14 protein-coding genes are annotated in these 14,257 nt (G+C 61.6%); 5 read left to right on the forward strand and 9 right to left on the reverse strand.

All coding sequences use genetic code 11. The features are described 5' to 3' along the window. Window positions 1-25 precede the first annotated feature (25 nt). The 4 genes from BM344_RS06090 to BM344_RS06105 are packed head-to-tail and all read left to right on the forward strand — an operon-like array spanning window position 26 to window position 3,569. On the forward strand, window positions 26-1,093 hold the full coding sequence (locus tag BM344_RS06090) for an NADH:flavin oxidoreductase/NADH oxidase (protein ID WP_167363244.1): 1,068 nt from the start codon (window positions 26-28) through the stop codon (window positions 1,091-1,093). A 39-nt stretch (window positions 1,094-1,132) separates the two neighbouring features. Further along, window positions 1,133-1,888 (forward strand): 5-oxoprolinase subunit PxpA, encoded by a 756-nt coding sequence (locus BM344_RS06095; protein WP_091987225.1) that lies wholly within the window; start codon window positions 1,133-1,135, stop codon window positions 1,886-1,888. Between the two features lie 5 nt (window positions 1,889-1,893). Next, window positions 1,894-2,619: a 5-oxoprolinase subunit PxpB gene (gene pxpB / locus BM344_RS06100; RefSeq protein ID WP_091990840.1), complete on the forward strand. Its 726-nt coding sequence runs from the start codon at window positions 1,894-1,896 to the stop codon at window positions 2,617-2,619. Continuing rightward, complete coding sequence (locus tag BM344_RS06105) at window positions 2,616-3,569, forward strand: 5-oxoprolinase subunit C family protein (RefSeq protein WP_091987227.1); 954 nt, start codon at window positions 2,616-2,618, stop codon at window positions 3,567-3,569. Before pxpB ends, BM344_RS06105 begins: the two co-directional genes overlap by 4 nt. Here the strand turns inward: BM344_RS06105 and BM344_RS06110 are convergent. After that, window positions 3,566-4,618, reverse strand: a complete 1,053-nt coding sequence (locus BM344_RS06110) for a threonine aldolase family protein (protein WP_091987229.1) — start codon at window positions 4,616-4,618, stop codon at window positions 3,566-3,568. The genes BM344_RS06105 and BM344_RS06110 overlap by 4 nt on opposite strands. Window positions 4,619-4,767: 149 nt before the next feature. On the opposite strand from BM344_RS06110, the gene BM344_RS06115 reads away from it, so the two are divergent. Then, window positions 4,768-6,966, forward strand: a complete 2,199-nt coding sequence (locus tag BM344_RS06115; RefSeq protein WP_091987231.1) for a LemA family protein — start codon at window positions 4,768-4,770, stop codon at window positions 6,964-6,966. A 1-nt stretch (window position 6,967) separates the two neighbouring features. Here BM344_RS06115 and BM344_RS06120 read toward each other — a convergent pair whose 3' ends face one another. The 8 genes from BM344_RS06120 to BM344_RS06155 all read right to left on the reverse strand — a co-directional run bounded on the left by BM344_RS06120 (window position 6,968) and on the right by BM344_RS06155 (window position 14,184). After that, on the reverse strand, window positions 6,968-7,666 hold the full coding sequence (locus BM344_RS06120; protein ID WP_091987233.1) for a crotonase/enoyl-CoA hydratase family protein: 699 nt from the start codon (window positions 7,664-7,666) through the stop codon (window positions 6,968-6,970). A 236-nt stretch (window positions 7,667-7,902) separates the two neighbouring features. Beyond that, window positions 7,903-8,205 carry a type II toxin-antitoxin system RelE/ParE family toxin gene (locus tag BM344_RS06125; protein WP_091987235.1) on the reverse strand — a complete coding sequence of 101 codons (303 nt, stop codon included), beginning with the start codon at window positions 8,203-8,205 and terminating at the stop codon, window positions 7,903-7,905. Next, window positions 8,193-8,450: a type II toxin-antitoxin system Phd/YefM family antitoxin gene (locus BM344_RS06130; RefSeq protein WP_091987238.1), complete on the reverse strand. Its 258-nt coding sequence runs from the start codon at window positions 8,448-8,450 to the stop codon at window positions 8,193-8,195. The genes BM344_RS06125 and BM344_RS06130 overlap by 13 nt, the downstream gene beginning before the upstream one ends. Window positions 8,451-8,674: 224 nt before the next feature. Then, window positions 8,675-9,115 (reverse strand): thioredoxin TrxC, encoded by a 441-nt coding sequence (trxC, locus tag BM344_RS06135; protein WP_091987239.1) that lies wholly within the window; start codon window positions 9,113-9,115, stop codon window positions 8,675-8,677. 65 nt (window positions 9,116-9,180) lie between these two features. Beyond that, a complete protein-coding gene (locus tag BM344_RS06140) occupies window positions 9,181-9,564 on the reverse strand; it encodes a DUF2750 domain-containing protein (RefSeq protein WP_091987242.1) in 384 nt (127 codons plus the stop codon). A gap of 21 nt (window positions 9,565-9,585) precedes the next feature. After that, window positions 9,586-10,380: an SDR family oxidoreductase gene (locus BM344_RS06145; RefSeq protein ID WP_091987243.1), complete on the reverse strand. Its 795-nt coding sequence runs from the start codon at window positions 10,378-10,380 to the stop codon at window positions 9,586-9,588. Between the two features lie 18 nt (window positions 10,381-10,398). Further along, window positions 10,399-11,448, reverse strand: a complete 1,050-nt coding sequence (locus tag BM344_RS06150; RefSeq protein ID WP_091987246.1) for a mechanosensitive ion channel family protein — start codon at window positions 11,446-11,448, stop codon at window positions 10,399-10,401. A 141-nt stretch (window positions 11,449-11,589) separates the two neighbouring features. After that, window positions 11,590-14,184: an EAL domain-containing protein gene (locus BM344_RS06155; RefSeq protein WP_091987248.1), complete on the reverse strand. Its 2,595-nt coding sequence runs from the start codon at window positions 14,182-14,184 to the stop codon at window positions 11,590-11,592. Between the last annotated feature and the right edge of the window lie 73 nt (window positions 14,185-14,257).

Consider the following 14,257-nt stretch of genomic DNA (forward strand, 5'->3'; position numbering starts at 1 on the left):
CCTGAGGCGGGATCCTAACCCGCACATGTTCCGGCCCATCCAGTTTCGTTCCGTGACGGCCCGAAACCGGATCATGCTCTCACCCATGTGCCAGTATTCCGGCCAGGACGGCCTGTCCAACGACTGGCACTACGTGCACCTCGGCGCACGGGCGGCAGGGGGCGCCGGCTGGGTTTTCACCGAAGCGGTGCATATAGAACCACGGGGGCGGATCACGCCCTTCTGCCTGGGTCTCTGGAACGATGAGCAGCGCGATCGCCTGGCCCGCATCGCCCGCTTTGTCTCCGAGCAGGGCGCCGTGCCGGGTATCCAGCTTGGCCACGCCGGTCGAAAAGCCTCGGTGGGTCGGCCCTGGGAGGGCTCGCACCCGCTGCGGGCGGATACCGGAGGGTGGGAGGATCTGGTATCGGCCTCGGCCCTGCCCTACGCCAGCCAGTGGCAGGTGCCCCAGGCCATGTCCCGGGAACAGATTGCCGATTCACTTGAGTCGCTTTGCTCCGCCACCCGGCGGGCCCGGGAAGCGGGGTTCCGGGCCCTGGAACTGCACGGAGCCCACGGCTATCTCATTCATCAGTTCCTGTCACCGCTAAGCAATCAGCGCACCGATGAATACGGGGGCTCGTTCGAGAACCGGATCCGATTCCTTCAGGACTCCATCCGGGTGGTGCGCCAGGAATGGCCAGACGACCTGCCCCTGTTCCTCCGCCTGTCCTGTACCGACTGGGTAGAAGGAGGCTGGACCCTCGAAGACACGGTTCGGCTGGCCACACTGCTGCGCTTCCAGGGCGATGTTGACCTGATAGACTGTTCCTCAGGCGGCAATGATCCTCGCCAGCAGATACCTATCCATCCCGGATACCAGATACCACTGGCGCAGGCGGTGCGAACCCAGGCCGACATTGCCACCGGCGCCGTCGGACTGATTCACAGCCCGGATCTGGCCGAATCGGTGATTGCCAACGGCCAGGCCGACCTGGTGATTCTGGGCCGGGCGCTACTGGCCGATCCGGCCTGGCCACTGCGGGCGGCGGCTGCCCTCAAGGCACAAAACGTGGAATGGCCCAAACAGTATGAGCGGTCAAACATTTTCTAAGCCAACACATACGCCTCACGCAGAGGCAACGAGGTAACTATGGCAACCTTGAAGCTGAACGCCGATATGGGCGAGAGCTTCGGCCCCTGGGTGATGGGGCTGGACCATGAAGTCATGCCCCATGTCGACCTGGCCAACATCGCCTGCGGGTTTCACGCCTCCGATCCGGACGTGATGCGCAAGACCGTGCGCCTGGCCAAACGCCACGGCGTGGGCATCGGCGCCCATCCCGCCTACCCGGACCTGGTTGGCTTTGGCCGCCGCTCCATGGCCTGCTCCCCGGAGGAGATCGAAAATCTGGTGCTGTACCAGTTGGGAGCGCTGCAAGGCATCTGTCGGGCCGAGGGTACCGGCCTTTGCTATGTGAAACCCCACGGCGCCCTGTACAACGACATGGCCCGCGATCCGGAGCGTTTTGCCGCCGTCGCAAGGGCGGTCCGGGCCTTCGATCCCGATCTGCCATTGATGACGCTGGCCATGCGCGACAACTCCGCACTCAAAGCGCAGGCCGAACAGCAGGGCGTGACCCTGTGGTTTGAAGCCTTCGCCGACCGGGCCTACGACAGCGAGGGCCGACTGGTCCCCCGCTCCAGACCCGGCGCGGTTCACCATGATCCGGAAACCATCATCGATCAGGCCCGTCGGATTGCCACCGGGCAACCCTTGACCGCCAGCGATGGCAGCGATCTGGTTTTGCAGGCCGATACTCTGTGCGTGCACGGCGATAACGAGGAATCCATCGCCGCCGTCCGGCGCATTCGGGAGATGCTGACCACCCTGGAGCAAGCCTCGTGACCCACATGGCGTTACCCAGACTGGAGCCTGCCGGTATCGACAGCTGGATGGTGCGCCTGTTCGACACCATTGAGGAAAACAATCTGCTGTGGCTGGCGTCACTGACCCACGACTGCGAGGTGGCGTTCGGCGAGGCACTGGTGGATCTGGTGCCCTCCTACACCACCCTGCTGGTGACCTTCGATCCGATGCGGATCAGTGCCTGGCACGCCCGGGAGAAACTGATTCAGGTACTGACTAATCTGGTACCGGACGACGCTGGTGGCGAGGGTGAGCAGCATGAGATTGCCACCTGGTACGATCCTTCCGTGGGTCCGGACCTTGAACGCGTGGCCAGTCTCTCCGGGATGTCGGTTGATGATGTCATCAAGACCCACAGCTTCCAGGAGTACCGGGTATTCGCCCTGGGGTTCTCCCCCGGCTTTGCCTTCATGGGGCTTCTGGATGACAGCCTCAACTGCCCCCGCATGGACACGCCGCGCCAGAAAGTGCCGGCCGGCAGCGTCGCAATCGCCGGCCAGCAAACGGCCGCCTACCCGGCGGTTACACCCGGCGGCTGGAATCTGATCGGGCGCACGTCCGCCCGGCTGTTTGACCGCAACCGCGAGGGCTTCAGCCTGCTGAAAGTGGGAGACCGGGTGCGCTTTGTATCGGTTGACCGCCAGACCTTCGAAAGCGAGGGCGGCGATGTGACGCCTGCGGAACCGGCCAGGAAGGAGAAAACATCATGAACCCCGCCACCACCAGCGGATTCCGGGTTACCCGCGCAGGACCGCTGGCCCTGCTCCAGGATGCAGGCCGGTTCGGTGTGCGGCACCTGGGCGTTACCCAGGGCGGCCCCGCGGACATCCATGCCTGGGCCTGGGCCAACCGGCTGGCGGGTAACCGCTGGGGCAGCCCGGTACTGGAAATAACCTTCGGTGGCCTCGAGCTGCAGGCCGAGGCGGATCTGACCATCGCCGTCACCGGTGCCGACCTGTCCGCAAAGCATGACAACCAGCCGCTGCCAATGTGGCGCCGGTTCCGGGTTGGCAAGGGCGAACGCCTGGTTTTCGGTTCGCCCGCAAATGGCCTGAGAACCTATCTGGCGGTAGCAGGGGGATTTTCAGCGGAACCGGCGCTGGGCAGTGTTGCCTGTGTGGTCCGGGAACATCTGGGGGGCTTCGATGGCCAGGGTCGTCGGCTGGCCGCCGATGATCGACTCACCGTGGCTGCCCCCGACCCCGTGCATTCGGATATAGTGGAAGCGCCGCCGGAAGAACAACCCGATTACTCGACGCCGGCCGTGCTGGACCTGTTACCGGGCGCCCAGATTTCCGACTTTTTCGGGCGCAGCCTCTACGACGCCTTCAATGCTGAGTGGCGGGTAGACGATCGCGCCGACCGCATGGGCGTGCGCCTGCTGGGGCCGTCATTGCATTGCCGGATCGAGTCCATGGTATCGGAGGGTATATCTCTCGGTGCGGTACAGGTACCGCCGGATGGCCAGCCCATCGCCCTGCTCAATGATCGGCAGACCATCGGCGGTTATCCGCGCCTGGGCAACCTGACGCCGCTTTCGGCCTCGCGCCTGGCCCAGTGCGTGCCCGGCCAGAGGGTGCGACTGAGACCCGCGGGTATGGAACGGGCCAGCCGAGAGCACCAGGCCTTTATCCGTAAGATGACGGCAAGCCGGACTTAACCGGCCAGCGATCGAACGTCGGCGAGGAAGCGGTCAATCTGATCGTGGCTGGTTGACCAGGAACACATGAGCCGGGCGCTGCCGCCGATGAAATTGTAGAAGCGCCAGCCCCGGTTGCGCAGCTCGGTCTGCATGGGCTCAGGCAACTCTACGAACACCCCGTTTACCTGGCGTGGGTAGCGCAGGCGGATGCCTGGCAGGCCCTCCAGCCCCTTTTCCAGCCGTTCGGCACAGGCGTTGGCGTGGCGGGCGTTCTGGAGCCAGACATTATTTTCAAGCAGACCGCACCAGGGTGCGGAAATGTAACGCATTTTCGAGGCCAGCTGGCCCGCCTGCTTGCAGCGCCACTCGAAATCCTCGGCCAGCGCGCGATTGAAGAACACCACCGCCTCGCCCAGGGCCAGACCATTCTTGGTGCCGGAAAAGCACAGCACATCCACGCCCGCCTTCCAGGTAATCTCTGAGGGATGTACGTCCAGGGCCGCCACAGCGTTGGCGAACCGGGCGCCATCCATGTGAATGTGCAATTTGTGACGATCCGCCACGGCCCGGATCCGATGAAGTTCTTCGGGGGTGTATACCGTGCCTACCTCGGTCGCCTGGGTCACACTCAACGCCTTGGGTTTGGGGTAGTGGATGTCGGTGCGCTTGGTCACCAGATGCTCGATGCTCTCGGGCGTGAGCTTGCCGTTCTCGCCCTCGCCCAACAGCAGCTTGGCGCCGTTGGAGGCGTATTCCGGGCCGCCACACTCGTCGGTTTCGATATGGGCAAGCTCGTGGCAGATCACGCTGTGAAACGACTGGCCAATGGAGGCCAGGGCCAGGGAATTGGCCGCGGTACCGTTGAACACGAAATAGACGTCGCAGTCAGTATCGAAGAGTGAGCGCAAGCCGTCCGCAGCGCGCTGGGTCCAGCTGTCCTCGCCGTAGGCCGGCTCGTCGGTCGTGTTCGCGGCTGCCATGGCGTCCCAGGCTTCCGGACACACCCCACTGTAGTTGTCACTGGCAAACTGTTCGGACCGGGACACAAGGCTCTCCTGAAGGTTCATCGATAAACCAGACCAACGTTATACCAGGCATCTCGCCGTGCCTATTCGCCAATTCGCCTATGCCTGCTCCAATGGGCTCACAGAATCAAACTGCCGGATCCCCTATACTGGCGCAACTCCATGCAAGCGGAACAGGAATTTCCCGTCTCATGAGGCGCTTCAATATCGCCAGTCTACCTGGCAGAACCTTACTCGCAATCATCGCACTGGCGTGCCTGGCCGGTAGCTATTACGCCATGACCACCGGCCTTGCCCAGTTGGCAGAGGCCCGCCAGCTCGAACGCCTCCCGGAAACACCCCTGGCCGCCCTGACCACAGGGCCCTATGCCGTCAGCGGTGAAGTCTCGGGGGCCGAGGGCACGATCACTACGCCCTACTCCAGCACCCAGGCGGTGTACTTCCGCTACAAACTGGAGGAGGAGTACCGGGATTCAGACGGCGACCTGAGAACCCGAACATTGGAATCCGGCACCCGTGCCACCGACTTTATACTGAAGGATGCCAGCGGTTCGGTCACGGTGGCTGCCGCCGTCGATCCTGACGCAGCCCAGTGGAACCTGCCCCGCACCTATCACCGGCAATCCGGACGCAGGATCTACTCCGAGTGGGCGCTCACCCCGGGACATACCGCACGGGTGATCGGCCAGTTCAACCCGGGCTCTGACATCATCACCTTCAACGGCCTTGACTCCTATAGCCTGCCCGCCCTGGTATCCCGGAACACCCTGGCCGCGGACAGCGGCGAGAGCTTCTTCGAGGCCGGTATCCGCATCTCCCTCGCGACCGGGCTTCTGGCACTGGGCGTTGCCTTGCTGCTACCGGCTGTGAAAGTTCATCGGTTCTGGGTTTACGTTCTGGTGATGACCATCGCGGTGTCCGGTACCCTCACGGTGCTGGGCATTGGCAAGCTCCGCCAGGAGTGGTCGGCCATTGCCGCCCTCTACGAAGCCCGATACCAACAGCTGGCCGAGACCGAGAGCCCACTGGTATTGGCGGACGTAGCGGCCCTGCAGCAGCTCATCCGGCAAAGCACCAGTGGCCTGCTGGACCGCTGGATGTTCAGCCGTGTGGTCGAGCACCGGCTGCCAATGGCGGAGCTGGACGACCAGACCGCCAGCCTGGCCCGGGACATTGTCGCCCACCAGCCCGAGGGTCGATACCCGCATGCCTGGACCAGCCGCGCGCTGTCTGCGGCTGCCCTCGTGGGCGCGCTTCTCTTGCTCTGGTTGTCGATCCGCACGGTCAAGTTCAAGCGCCTGATCGAGGCCGTACCCACCAGCAGCACCCGAGGGCTCAGCTTCGGCCTCTCGGAGCTGAAAGCCATGGTGGACGTGGACGAGGACCACCCGCCCCTGCGGGACCCTCTGCAACACGAGAAGTGCGTGGCGTACGACTACAAGGTGGAAGAGAAACGCGGCTCGGGCAAGAACGAGAAATGGCGCGTGATCGAGCACCGGGAGGAACGGGTGCCGTTCTGGCTCGACGACAATGCCGGCCGGGTCCTGGTGCGCCCCGACGGCGCAAAGATCGAATACCCCCGCTCTCACGTGGAGCACCGAGGCGACCGGCGCTACACCGTTCGCTTCCTGGACACCTTCGTGAACGTCTACTGCCTCGGCTTTGCCGGCCTCGATCGGGAGCAGCCAGACCGGCTGACCATCCAGCAGGACGACAATGCCCCGTTTCTGATCAGCGGCAACGATGAAGAGGACATTGTGCTGGACCGCGGCGCCCGCGGCTTTGCTGGCATTGCGCTGGTGCTGGGCCTGTTCCTGTTCGCCACCACCAGCCTGTTTGCTGCCGACGGAAGCTTCAGCCCCGACAACCTGGTTCTGTCGGCAGTGGCAGTGCCCTTCGTACTGCTGGGCTACCTGGCCATACTGCACTATAACGACATCGTCTTCCTGAAGAACCGGGTGGACCGGGCCACGGCCAACATCGACACCATCCTGCAGCAGCGGCACGATCTATGGCCCAACCTCGAAAAGGTGGTGAAGGCCTCCCTGGCCCATGAAAAACAGTTGCTGAAAGCCATCGCCCAGCTGCGCAATGCCAACCCGACCGAGATGCGGGCCCAGGGCCAGACGGAGAAACTGATCGGCTTTGAGAAGAAAGTGGCGGGTGCGCTTCAGGCCCGGATAGAGGGGTATCCGGACCTGAAGACCAACGAGGTGGTTCAGTCGTTCATGTCGATGATGGCAGAGACCGAGAACTACCTGGCATTACTGAGGGACAGCTACACCGAGAGCGCCCGGATCTACAACACCCGGATCCAGTCGTTCCCGGACCTTATCCTGGCCAGGCTGTTCCGGTTCGCCGAGGCGCCCCAGTTCCGCCAAGAGGGCTGACTCAGCCGTTCAGGCCCAGGTGCTCGGCATCCTGCTCGATGCAGCGATCCAGCAGCGCCAGGTAGTCGGCCTTGGCCTTCACCTTGGTTTCCCGGTGCGCGCGCATGTTCAGGGTCTTGAAATGCTGGGCCAGCTCATTAGCCCGCTCAACCAGCTTGTCCTGGGCGACCACCTCATCCAGGAAGCCGGCCTCGACCGCGCCTTCTGGGTTATAGATCTCGGCATTCACCACCGACCGATAGAAATGCGCCGGCGCCAGCCGATGGCGGGCAATCTCGATTCCCGCGTGGTGCATGGTCATGCCAATGGCCACTTCGTTCAGCCCCAGCTTGAACGGACCCTCGATACCGATGCGGTGGTCCACCGACAGCAGAATGAACGCGCCCTTGGCAATGGCGTGGCCGCTGCAGGCACCGATCACCGGCAGCGGAAAGGCGGCCAGCCGACGGGTAAAGGTGGAGCCGGTTTTCACCAGAGCGGCCGCTTCCTTCGGGCCCTTCTGCATTTCCTTCAGGTCGTAGCCAGCAGAGAATACGCCCGGCTGACCGGCCAGAATAACCACCGCCTTATCCTGCTCCGCTTGGTCCAGCGCCGCGTTCAAACCCTCGAACACCTCATGGCTCAGGGCATTGGCCTTGCCGTTCTGGATGGTGATTGTGGCAACGCCGTCGTTCAACTCGTAACTTACCAGCTCGGTCACCTGTACTACCTCTCTCGCGAAATTAAAGTGAGCGTTTGTTTACTTGCTTGAGCCTGATTGTGTGTTAGGCGGGCCTGAGTTTCAATATCAATTAGCGATGTCGTGATCCCGCAGCCGAACATTAACAACGAATTTTCGGGTAGGTCGCAAAGCGGACATTCGGACTTGGAGATCACACTGAAGCGCGCCGTTAACTTTGGCGCAGCGAAGCAAAGGCATCCGAGTGACGCGCCTGATTAGCTGCTTCCGAGCATATACGCACGAAGCTGCCGCTCCTCTCGCATGACAAAGAGAATGAGAACCCGCTTCTCAGCCTCGCGATAAAAAATACGACACGGCGGCACCACCACTTCTCTGTATACCGAATTGGGGAGTTCGGGAGGAATCCGCCCGGATTGAGGAAAATATTCTAAACGCTCGGTTTTATTGAAAATCTGCTGGACCAGATCGCTTGCGGCGGCAGGGTTATCCAGGGCAATGTACTCAGCGATGGCATCCAGTTCTTGAAGGGCAGGCTCTGTCCAGATTACTTCAGCCATTTACTCATTTTCTCCCTGGCCTCGCTTTGGCTGTACGTTCTTCCCTCAAGTACAGCTCGCTCTCCTCGTGAGAGCCCCTCAAGCAGCTCAAGTCGGCGCTGCATAAACTCGTAATCTTGCACATCGACAAGGTATGCGGATGGCTTGCCGTGCTCCGTGATCAGTATCGGCTCTTTAGACACGTGCAGATCTGCCAGGATCTTTGTGGCTTGACGCTTAAGATTCGTAACAAGCTCAACTTTCATGGACTCCCCCCTGATCCAGATTAACAGTGACACTATAGTATCACTTTGCGGGTAAGGAAATCACAGTGTCAAAAGCAATCACTGCCACCTCCACGGTGACCTTTACCCACAAAAACTGTGGATAACTTTGTGGGAACCGCTCGGATAGCTGCGCTCAGCCCTGTAACCACAGGGCCTGAGCCAATGTGGCGTTTAAATGACCGACGCGCAAAACCTCTGTGAGTCTAGCGAAAGCCCTTCGACTGCAGCCATTGGCTGATCTGCGCCTGATTCATGGCGCCACTCTGGCGGGCCACTTCGCGGCCGTTCTGGAAAAGAATCAGTGTGGGAATGCTGCGAATGCCGTACTGGCCTGCCGTGCCCTGGGCCTGTTCGGTGTTCAGCTTGGCAAAACGCACCTTGCCCCGCCAGTCCCTGGCCGCCTGCTCAAACTGGGGCGCCATCATCTTGCAGGGGCCGCACCAGCTGGCCCAGAAATCCACCAGCACCGGGACATCGCTGCGTCCGGTGTGGGTGGCGAAAGTCTGGTCGGTCAGTTCGAGAATTCTGTCGGGCCACAGGGGCTGCTTGCAGGCGCCGCAGTTTCCGCCGGAGGAAAGCTTCTCGGCCGGTACCCGGTTCAGTTTGTGGCAGTGGGGACAAACGATGTGTCGAGTGTCAGTCATGATAAGTCGGCCTGTGATTCAGTGTTCCCCGAAACGTCGGGGCAGCGAACCGAAATTCAAGTGGATCAGAAATCGGACATCACATCCTGGAGATCCCGCTTGAGCTCCTCCGGCTCGGTCAGCCAGACCGTGCCATCTGCGCCAGGGAACACGCCTACTTCCAGCCCGTCTCCCGTCAGACCGGGCACCCACTTCCGGAAGAAATCCGGCAGTGTAATGCTGCGGGGTGTCAGCGAGTCTTCGCCATTGGCATACGCGGAGGCAAGCTCAGAGGCCGGCCATACCGGCAGGTATTCCACATCGCCGTCATCCGAGGCAATCTTCAGGAACTGGCTGTTGCCGTTGACCAGAATCCAGACCTCCCGGCTCTCCGCCACCTGGTCCAGAAAGTACTCATACCGGTCCTCGCCATCCATGTCGCTGACCCGGTTCAGTTCGTCGTTACTCATAGTATTTGCCTTAAACTTGTATCAGGCCCTGGCCTTGGTCATGCGAAACAGAGCCTCGGGGGCAATGCGCTTGAGCCAGAGGGCTGCCATTTCCTTGCCCTTGCCCACGGGGATCTCCCGCTTCTTCGCCGTCAGTCCCTTGAACATCACTTCGGCGCACTCATCCACGTTCATGCCGCCGGCAATGTCTTCGTCCTCGCGGCCGTAGGCGGAGCCGTCACCGGCGAGAGCGTTGCGTGAGATGTCGGTGCGTATGAAACCCGGTGTGATGGTAGAGACACTGATGCCCTGCCCTTCCACTTCGGCCCGCAGCGCGTCGAAAAAGCCCATCACCGCGTGCTTGGCCGCGCAGTAGCCGGTACGCATGGGCACACCAACCTTGCCCGCCACGCTGGAGGTAATGGCCAGGTGCCCCGCACCCCGTTCCAGCATATGCGGCAGCACCGCCTTGGTCAGGGCAATCTGGCCCATCACGTCGACGTCCATCAATTTCTGGTACACCGCCATGTCGGTGTCCTTGCACAGGGAGCGCTGGGACACGCCGGCGTTGTTCACCAGCAGGTCGATCTGGCCGAAGGTGTCGAGCACCGCCTGGACCTTCCCGGGCAGGGCAGCCCAATCGGTCACATCCAGAGGTAGCACCAGCACGTCGTCCTTGGCCAGGCCGGCATCGTGACAGCGCTTGGCCACACGCTGCAACTCGTCTTCCCGGCGGGCGGACAGTACCAGGCGGGCATGGTCTTTGGCGTATTGGAGGGCAAGGGCTTCACCGATGCCGGAGGAGGCGCCGGTAATCCAGACAGTTTTCTGGCTCATGAAAGATCCTTCAAAGTCTCAGTTTTCCACCACCCGTGCCCTCAGTCTCGGGAGCTGTGCCGGGTAGTGTTGCTGGATGAAGGTTACCATGGCCTCCCGAACCGCACACCTGAGGTCCCAGTTCCGGCTTGAATCGGACGCACTCATCAGAAAGCGGATCTGGATCGCCTGGTCGCTCGAATCGGTGACCTGCACCGAGGAAAAGCCACCGTCCCAAAGTTTTGATTCGCTGAGCACACGGTCGAATTCCTGTCTGAGCGGTTCCACCGGCATGGTGTAATCCACCCAGATAAACACCGCCCCGAGCAGGTCGGAGGTGTTCCGGGACCAGTTCTGGAACGGGTTCTCGATAAACCATTGCAGGGGCACCACCAGCCGGCGAAGGTCCCACACCCGCAGCACCACGTAGGTGGCCGTTACCTCCTCCACCCAGCACCACTCGCCCTGCACGTGCAGGACATCGTCGATGCGGAACGGTTGGGTCAGGGCAATCTGCATGCCCGCCAGCAGGTTGCTCAGCACCGGGCGGGCGGCAAAACCGAGGATCAACCCGCCCACGCCGGCAGAGGCCAGCAGGCTGGCCCCCATGTGTTGAACCGACTCGAAGGTCATCAGGGCTGCGCCCAGTCCAATGATGACGATCAGGATATTGAGGGCGCGCACCAGGAAGCGGGTCTGGGTCTCCACCTTTCGGGCCCGCTTCCACTGGCCCTCGAGCACCGGGTTCATGGCGACAATCACCTCGCCAATGGCTGAGGTCAATCGCACCGCTGCCCAGGTAATGGCGAGCACCAGAAGCAGGGTGGTTATCTGTTGAATGGCGGCGATCAATGGCAGGTCCGGGGGCGCGGCTTTCAACATCCCGGTCAGGGTGAGCAGGCAGAACACCACCCCCAGGGCCCGGGCGGCGGCATCCAGGAAAAGGCGCAGCACGGTTCTCGACGCGGAAAAGTGCCGGAACACGGCCAACGCCAGCCGGTAGACAACGTAAGTGGCCAACACTCCAAGAATCGCCGAAAAGCCCGGCCACAACCAGGCCGTCAATCCGGCTTCAAAAGACTCCAGCATCAGCCCTCCGGGCGCCCCCAGTCAGAAAATCGGGCAATCGGACGTGCTGTTCTTCGCCCCTTACCCTCACCTTCCTGAAAGCCTAGTCCAGCCCAGGGGCCGATGCCATTGCCTGGGCCCGGCGTCGGGCCAGGCCCGCTGCTACTCGGCTCTCAGTCCGGCGGTTGCGGGCTGGTCCGAGAGCCAGGACGCGAGCTCCGGGAGCGGCATGGGTCTGGCGATCCAGAATCCCTGGAGCCGGTCGCATCCAAGATCCGCCAGCACCTGGGCCGTCTGCTCGCTCTCGACCCCTTCGGCGACAACTTCGTAGCCCAGGTTGTGAGCCATGGTAACCGCCGTACCGACAATCAGGCGGGAGCTCTCGCTGATGTGGATATCCTCGAGCAGAGAGCGATCCAGCTTGAGCTCGGTTGCCGGCAACTGCTTCAGGTAGGAGAGCGAGGAATAGCCGCTGCCGAAGTCGTCGATGGAGATCCTGAGACCAATTTCCGCCAGCGCTTTCAGTGCGCCAAGGCCTTTCTCCGGATCGTCCATGGCGGCGGTCTCTGTCAGCTCCAGCGTGAGCTTTTCAGGAGCAACCTGATACTGCTCAAGAACCCAGGTAATCCAGCCTTTCAGGCCAACGGAACCGAGGTCCCGGGCGGAAATGTTGATGGAAAGGGTAAGCTCGGGGTGGCGATTCAGCAGCATCGCCAGTTCCCGAACCCCTCGCTCCACCGCCCAGCGCGTCAGTTGATTGACCACGCCCGTTTCTTCGGCGAGTGGAATGAAATCCGTGGGCCCGACCCAGCCCCGCTGCGGGTGATTCCAGCGTACGAGGGCTTCCAGCCCGGTCACACTCCGGCTGTTCAGACAGAACTTGGGCTGGTAATAGAGTTCTGCCCGGTCCTCCAGCAAGGCCTCTCGCAGATCGGACATCAGGGTGAGCCGGCTCTCGCTGTAGATGTCGTATTCCTGGGAATAGAAACCGGTTTCATAGGGCCCATGGGGGGTGATCTCCATGCCCACATGGGCATTGCGGATCAGCAAGGCCGCATTGCTGCCATGGGCGGGGTAGCTGGCTGCCCCGAATCGGGGGTGCAACTCAATGGCGAGGCTGTCCAGAACCACAGGTTCGGACAGTTGCCTGAGTACGGCGTTGAGCTGGCTGAAGTTATCATTCACCTGGCTGGCATCCACCAGCAGCCCGAAGGTGTCTCCGGACAACTGATAAACCAGCTCCTCGCGACCAAGGGAATCGTGCACGCGCAGGATGTAGGGCAGGTTCCGGGCAAGTTCGGTCATTTGCCCGGCAAGGCGTTGCAGCAGGCGCTCACTGCGATTGAGGCCGAGGGTACGATTGATCTCATCCAGACGGGTGATGCGGGCAACCCCCACCATGTAATGGCCGTGCGGATCCCTCTGGAACTGATCGTTGACCATCCGCTCAAACCGGTTCCGGTTAGGCAGCCCGGTTACCGCGTCGTGGGTGAGCGCCTCATTCAGGCTGTTCTGAGCCTCGTTACGGGCTTTCTCGGTACGCAGCGCCTCGGCCTGCGCCCGGATCTTCTCTTCCCGCTCGCGGTAGAGCCGATCTGCGAGGGCAAGGGTAAGAATGAACGCTTCCAGACCGGAGCCAATCTGCATGGCATGCTCGGTCATGAAGTTCTCGGGGAAGAAGCCAAGTGCCCTGCCGGCCGTGGCCAGCACGCCGATGGTGAGAGGCGTCCAGGCGATGGTGAAAAAAGCCCCGGCGCGAACACCGGCGGCCCAGGTAATGGGGCCGGCGACGAACAGAAGCGAGAAGAAAAACAGTGCCGAGATAGCCGACAGCACGATGGCGGAGTTGTAGTCGAGGGTCAGCGCGGCCACAAAGTTGATGATCTCAAAACCAATCATGGCCCGTATGGCGATATCCAGTTTCGGGCTGTGCGAGGGGATGCGCAGCAGCTGCCTGCAGAACAGCACCGAGAACAGCGCAAGCACAGGCATGGACACCAGCAGAGCCCGGGCATGAATATCCGGGGAATCCGGGTACAGGAGCTGGAAGCTGTACCCCTTGATGGACGCGAAAAACAGCAAATAGCCAGAGATCGCCAACGCGTAGTAGAGGTACAGCTTCTCACGCAGAGTCAGGAAAACGGCCAGGTTGATCAGAATGATGACCGTAAGGCTACCGTAGTAAAAAAAGTGCAGCTTCTGCTCGTTGGAGGCGGCGGCGAAGAATTCGTCTGCACGCCAGAGGTTCAGCGGGAGGATCATTGAGCCTGCGGTTTCAACCCGGATGTAAACCGTCTTGCGCTGACCGGGCGACAGATCGAACCGCAAAAGCATGTTCGGGTGGTCGACCTGGCGTGGATAGAAGGGGCGACCGTCCCCGGTCTTGAACTGCTGTTCCACCTGACCGTTCGCGAGAACGTAAAAAACAACGTCGTCCAGCTGTGAGTAGGCGAGCTCTGCAATGAGGTTGAGGGTTTCGTCCGATTCGTTCTGCAAGGCGAACCGCAACCAGTAAACCGAAGAGGTGATACCAAAGGTGGCGCTGCCCGATGGCAACGCCTGCCAGTTCGCCCCGGCAAGCTGGCTTACCTCATCCAGGGTGGCTGTACCGGCGGCATCTTCCAAGGCCTCAAATTGGGAGGGCACGGGAGACGAGGCTGTCACCGGGATAGTGACAGGCTCTGCGGAAACAGCAGTAGATGCCAGCAGCATCAGCAGGACCGAAACAACACAACCGACAGCTCTGGACGTCAACATGACCAGCTACCCACGGCGTTGGTCATCGAAAAGGCCTCTTATTCTTTTATGATTTATCCATTCCAATCCTAGC

It is taken from the genome of Marinobacter gudaonensis, assembly GCF_900115175.1.
GTDB lineage: Bacteria > Pseudomonadota > Gammaproteobacteria > Pseudomonadales > Oleiphilaceae > Marinobacter > Marinobacter gudaonensis.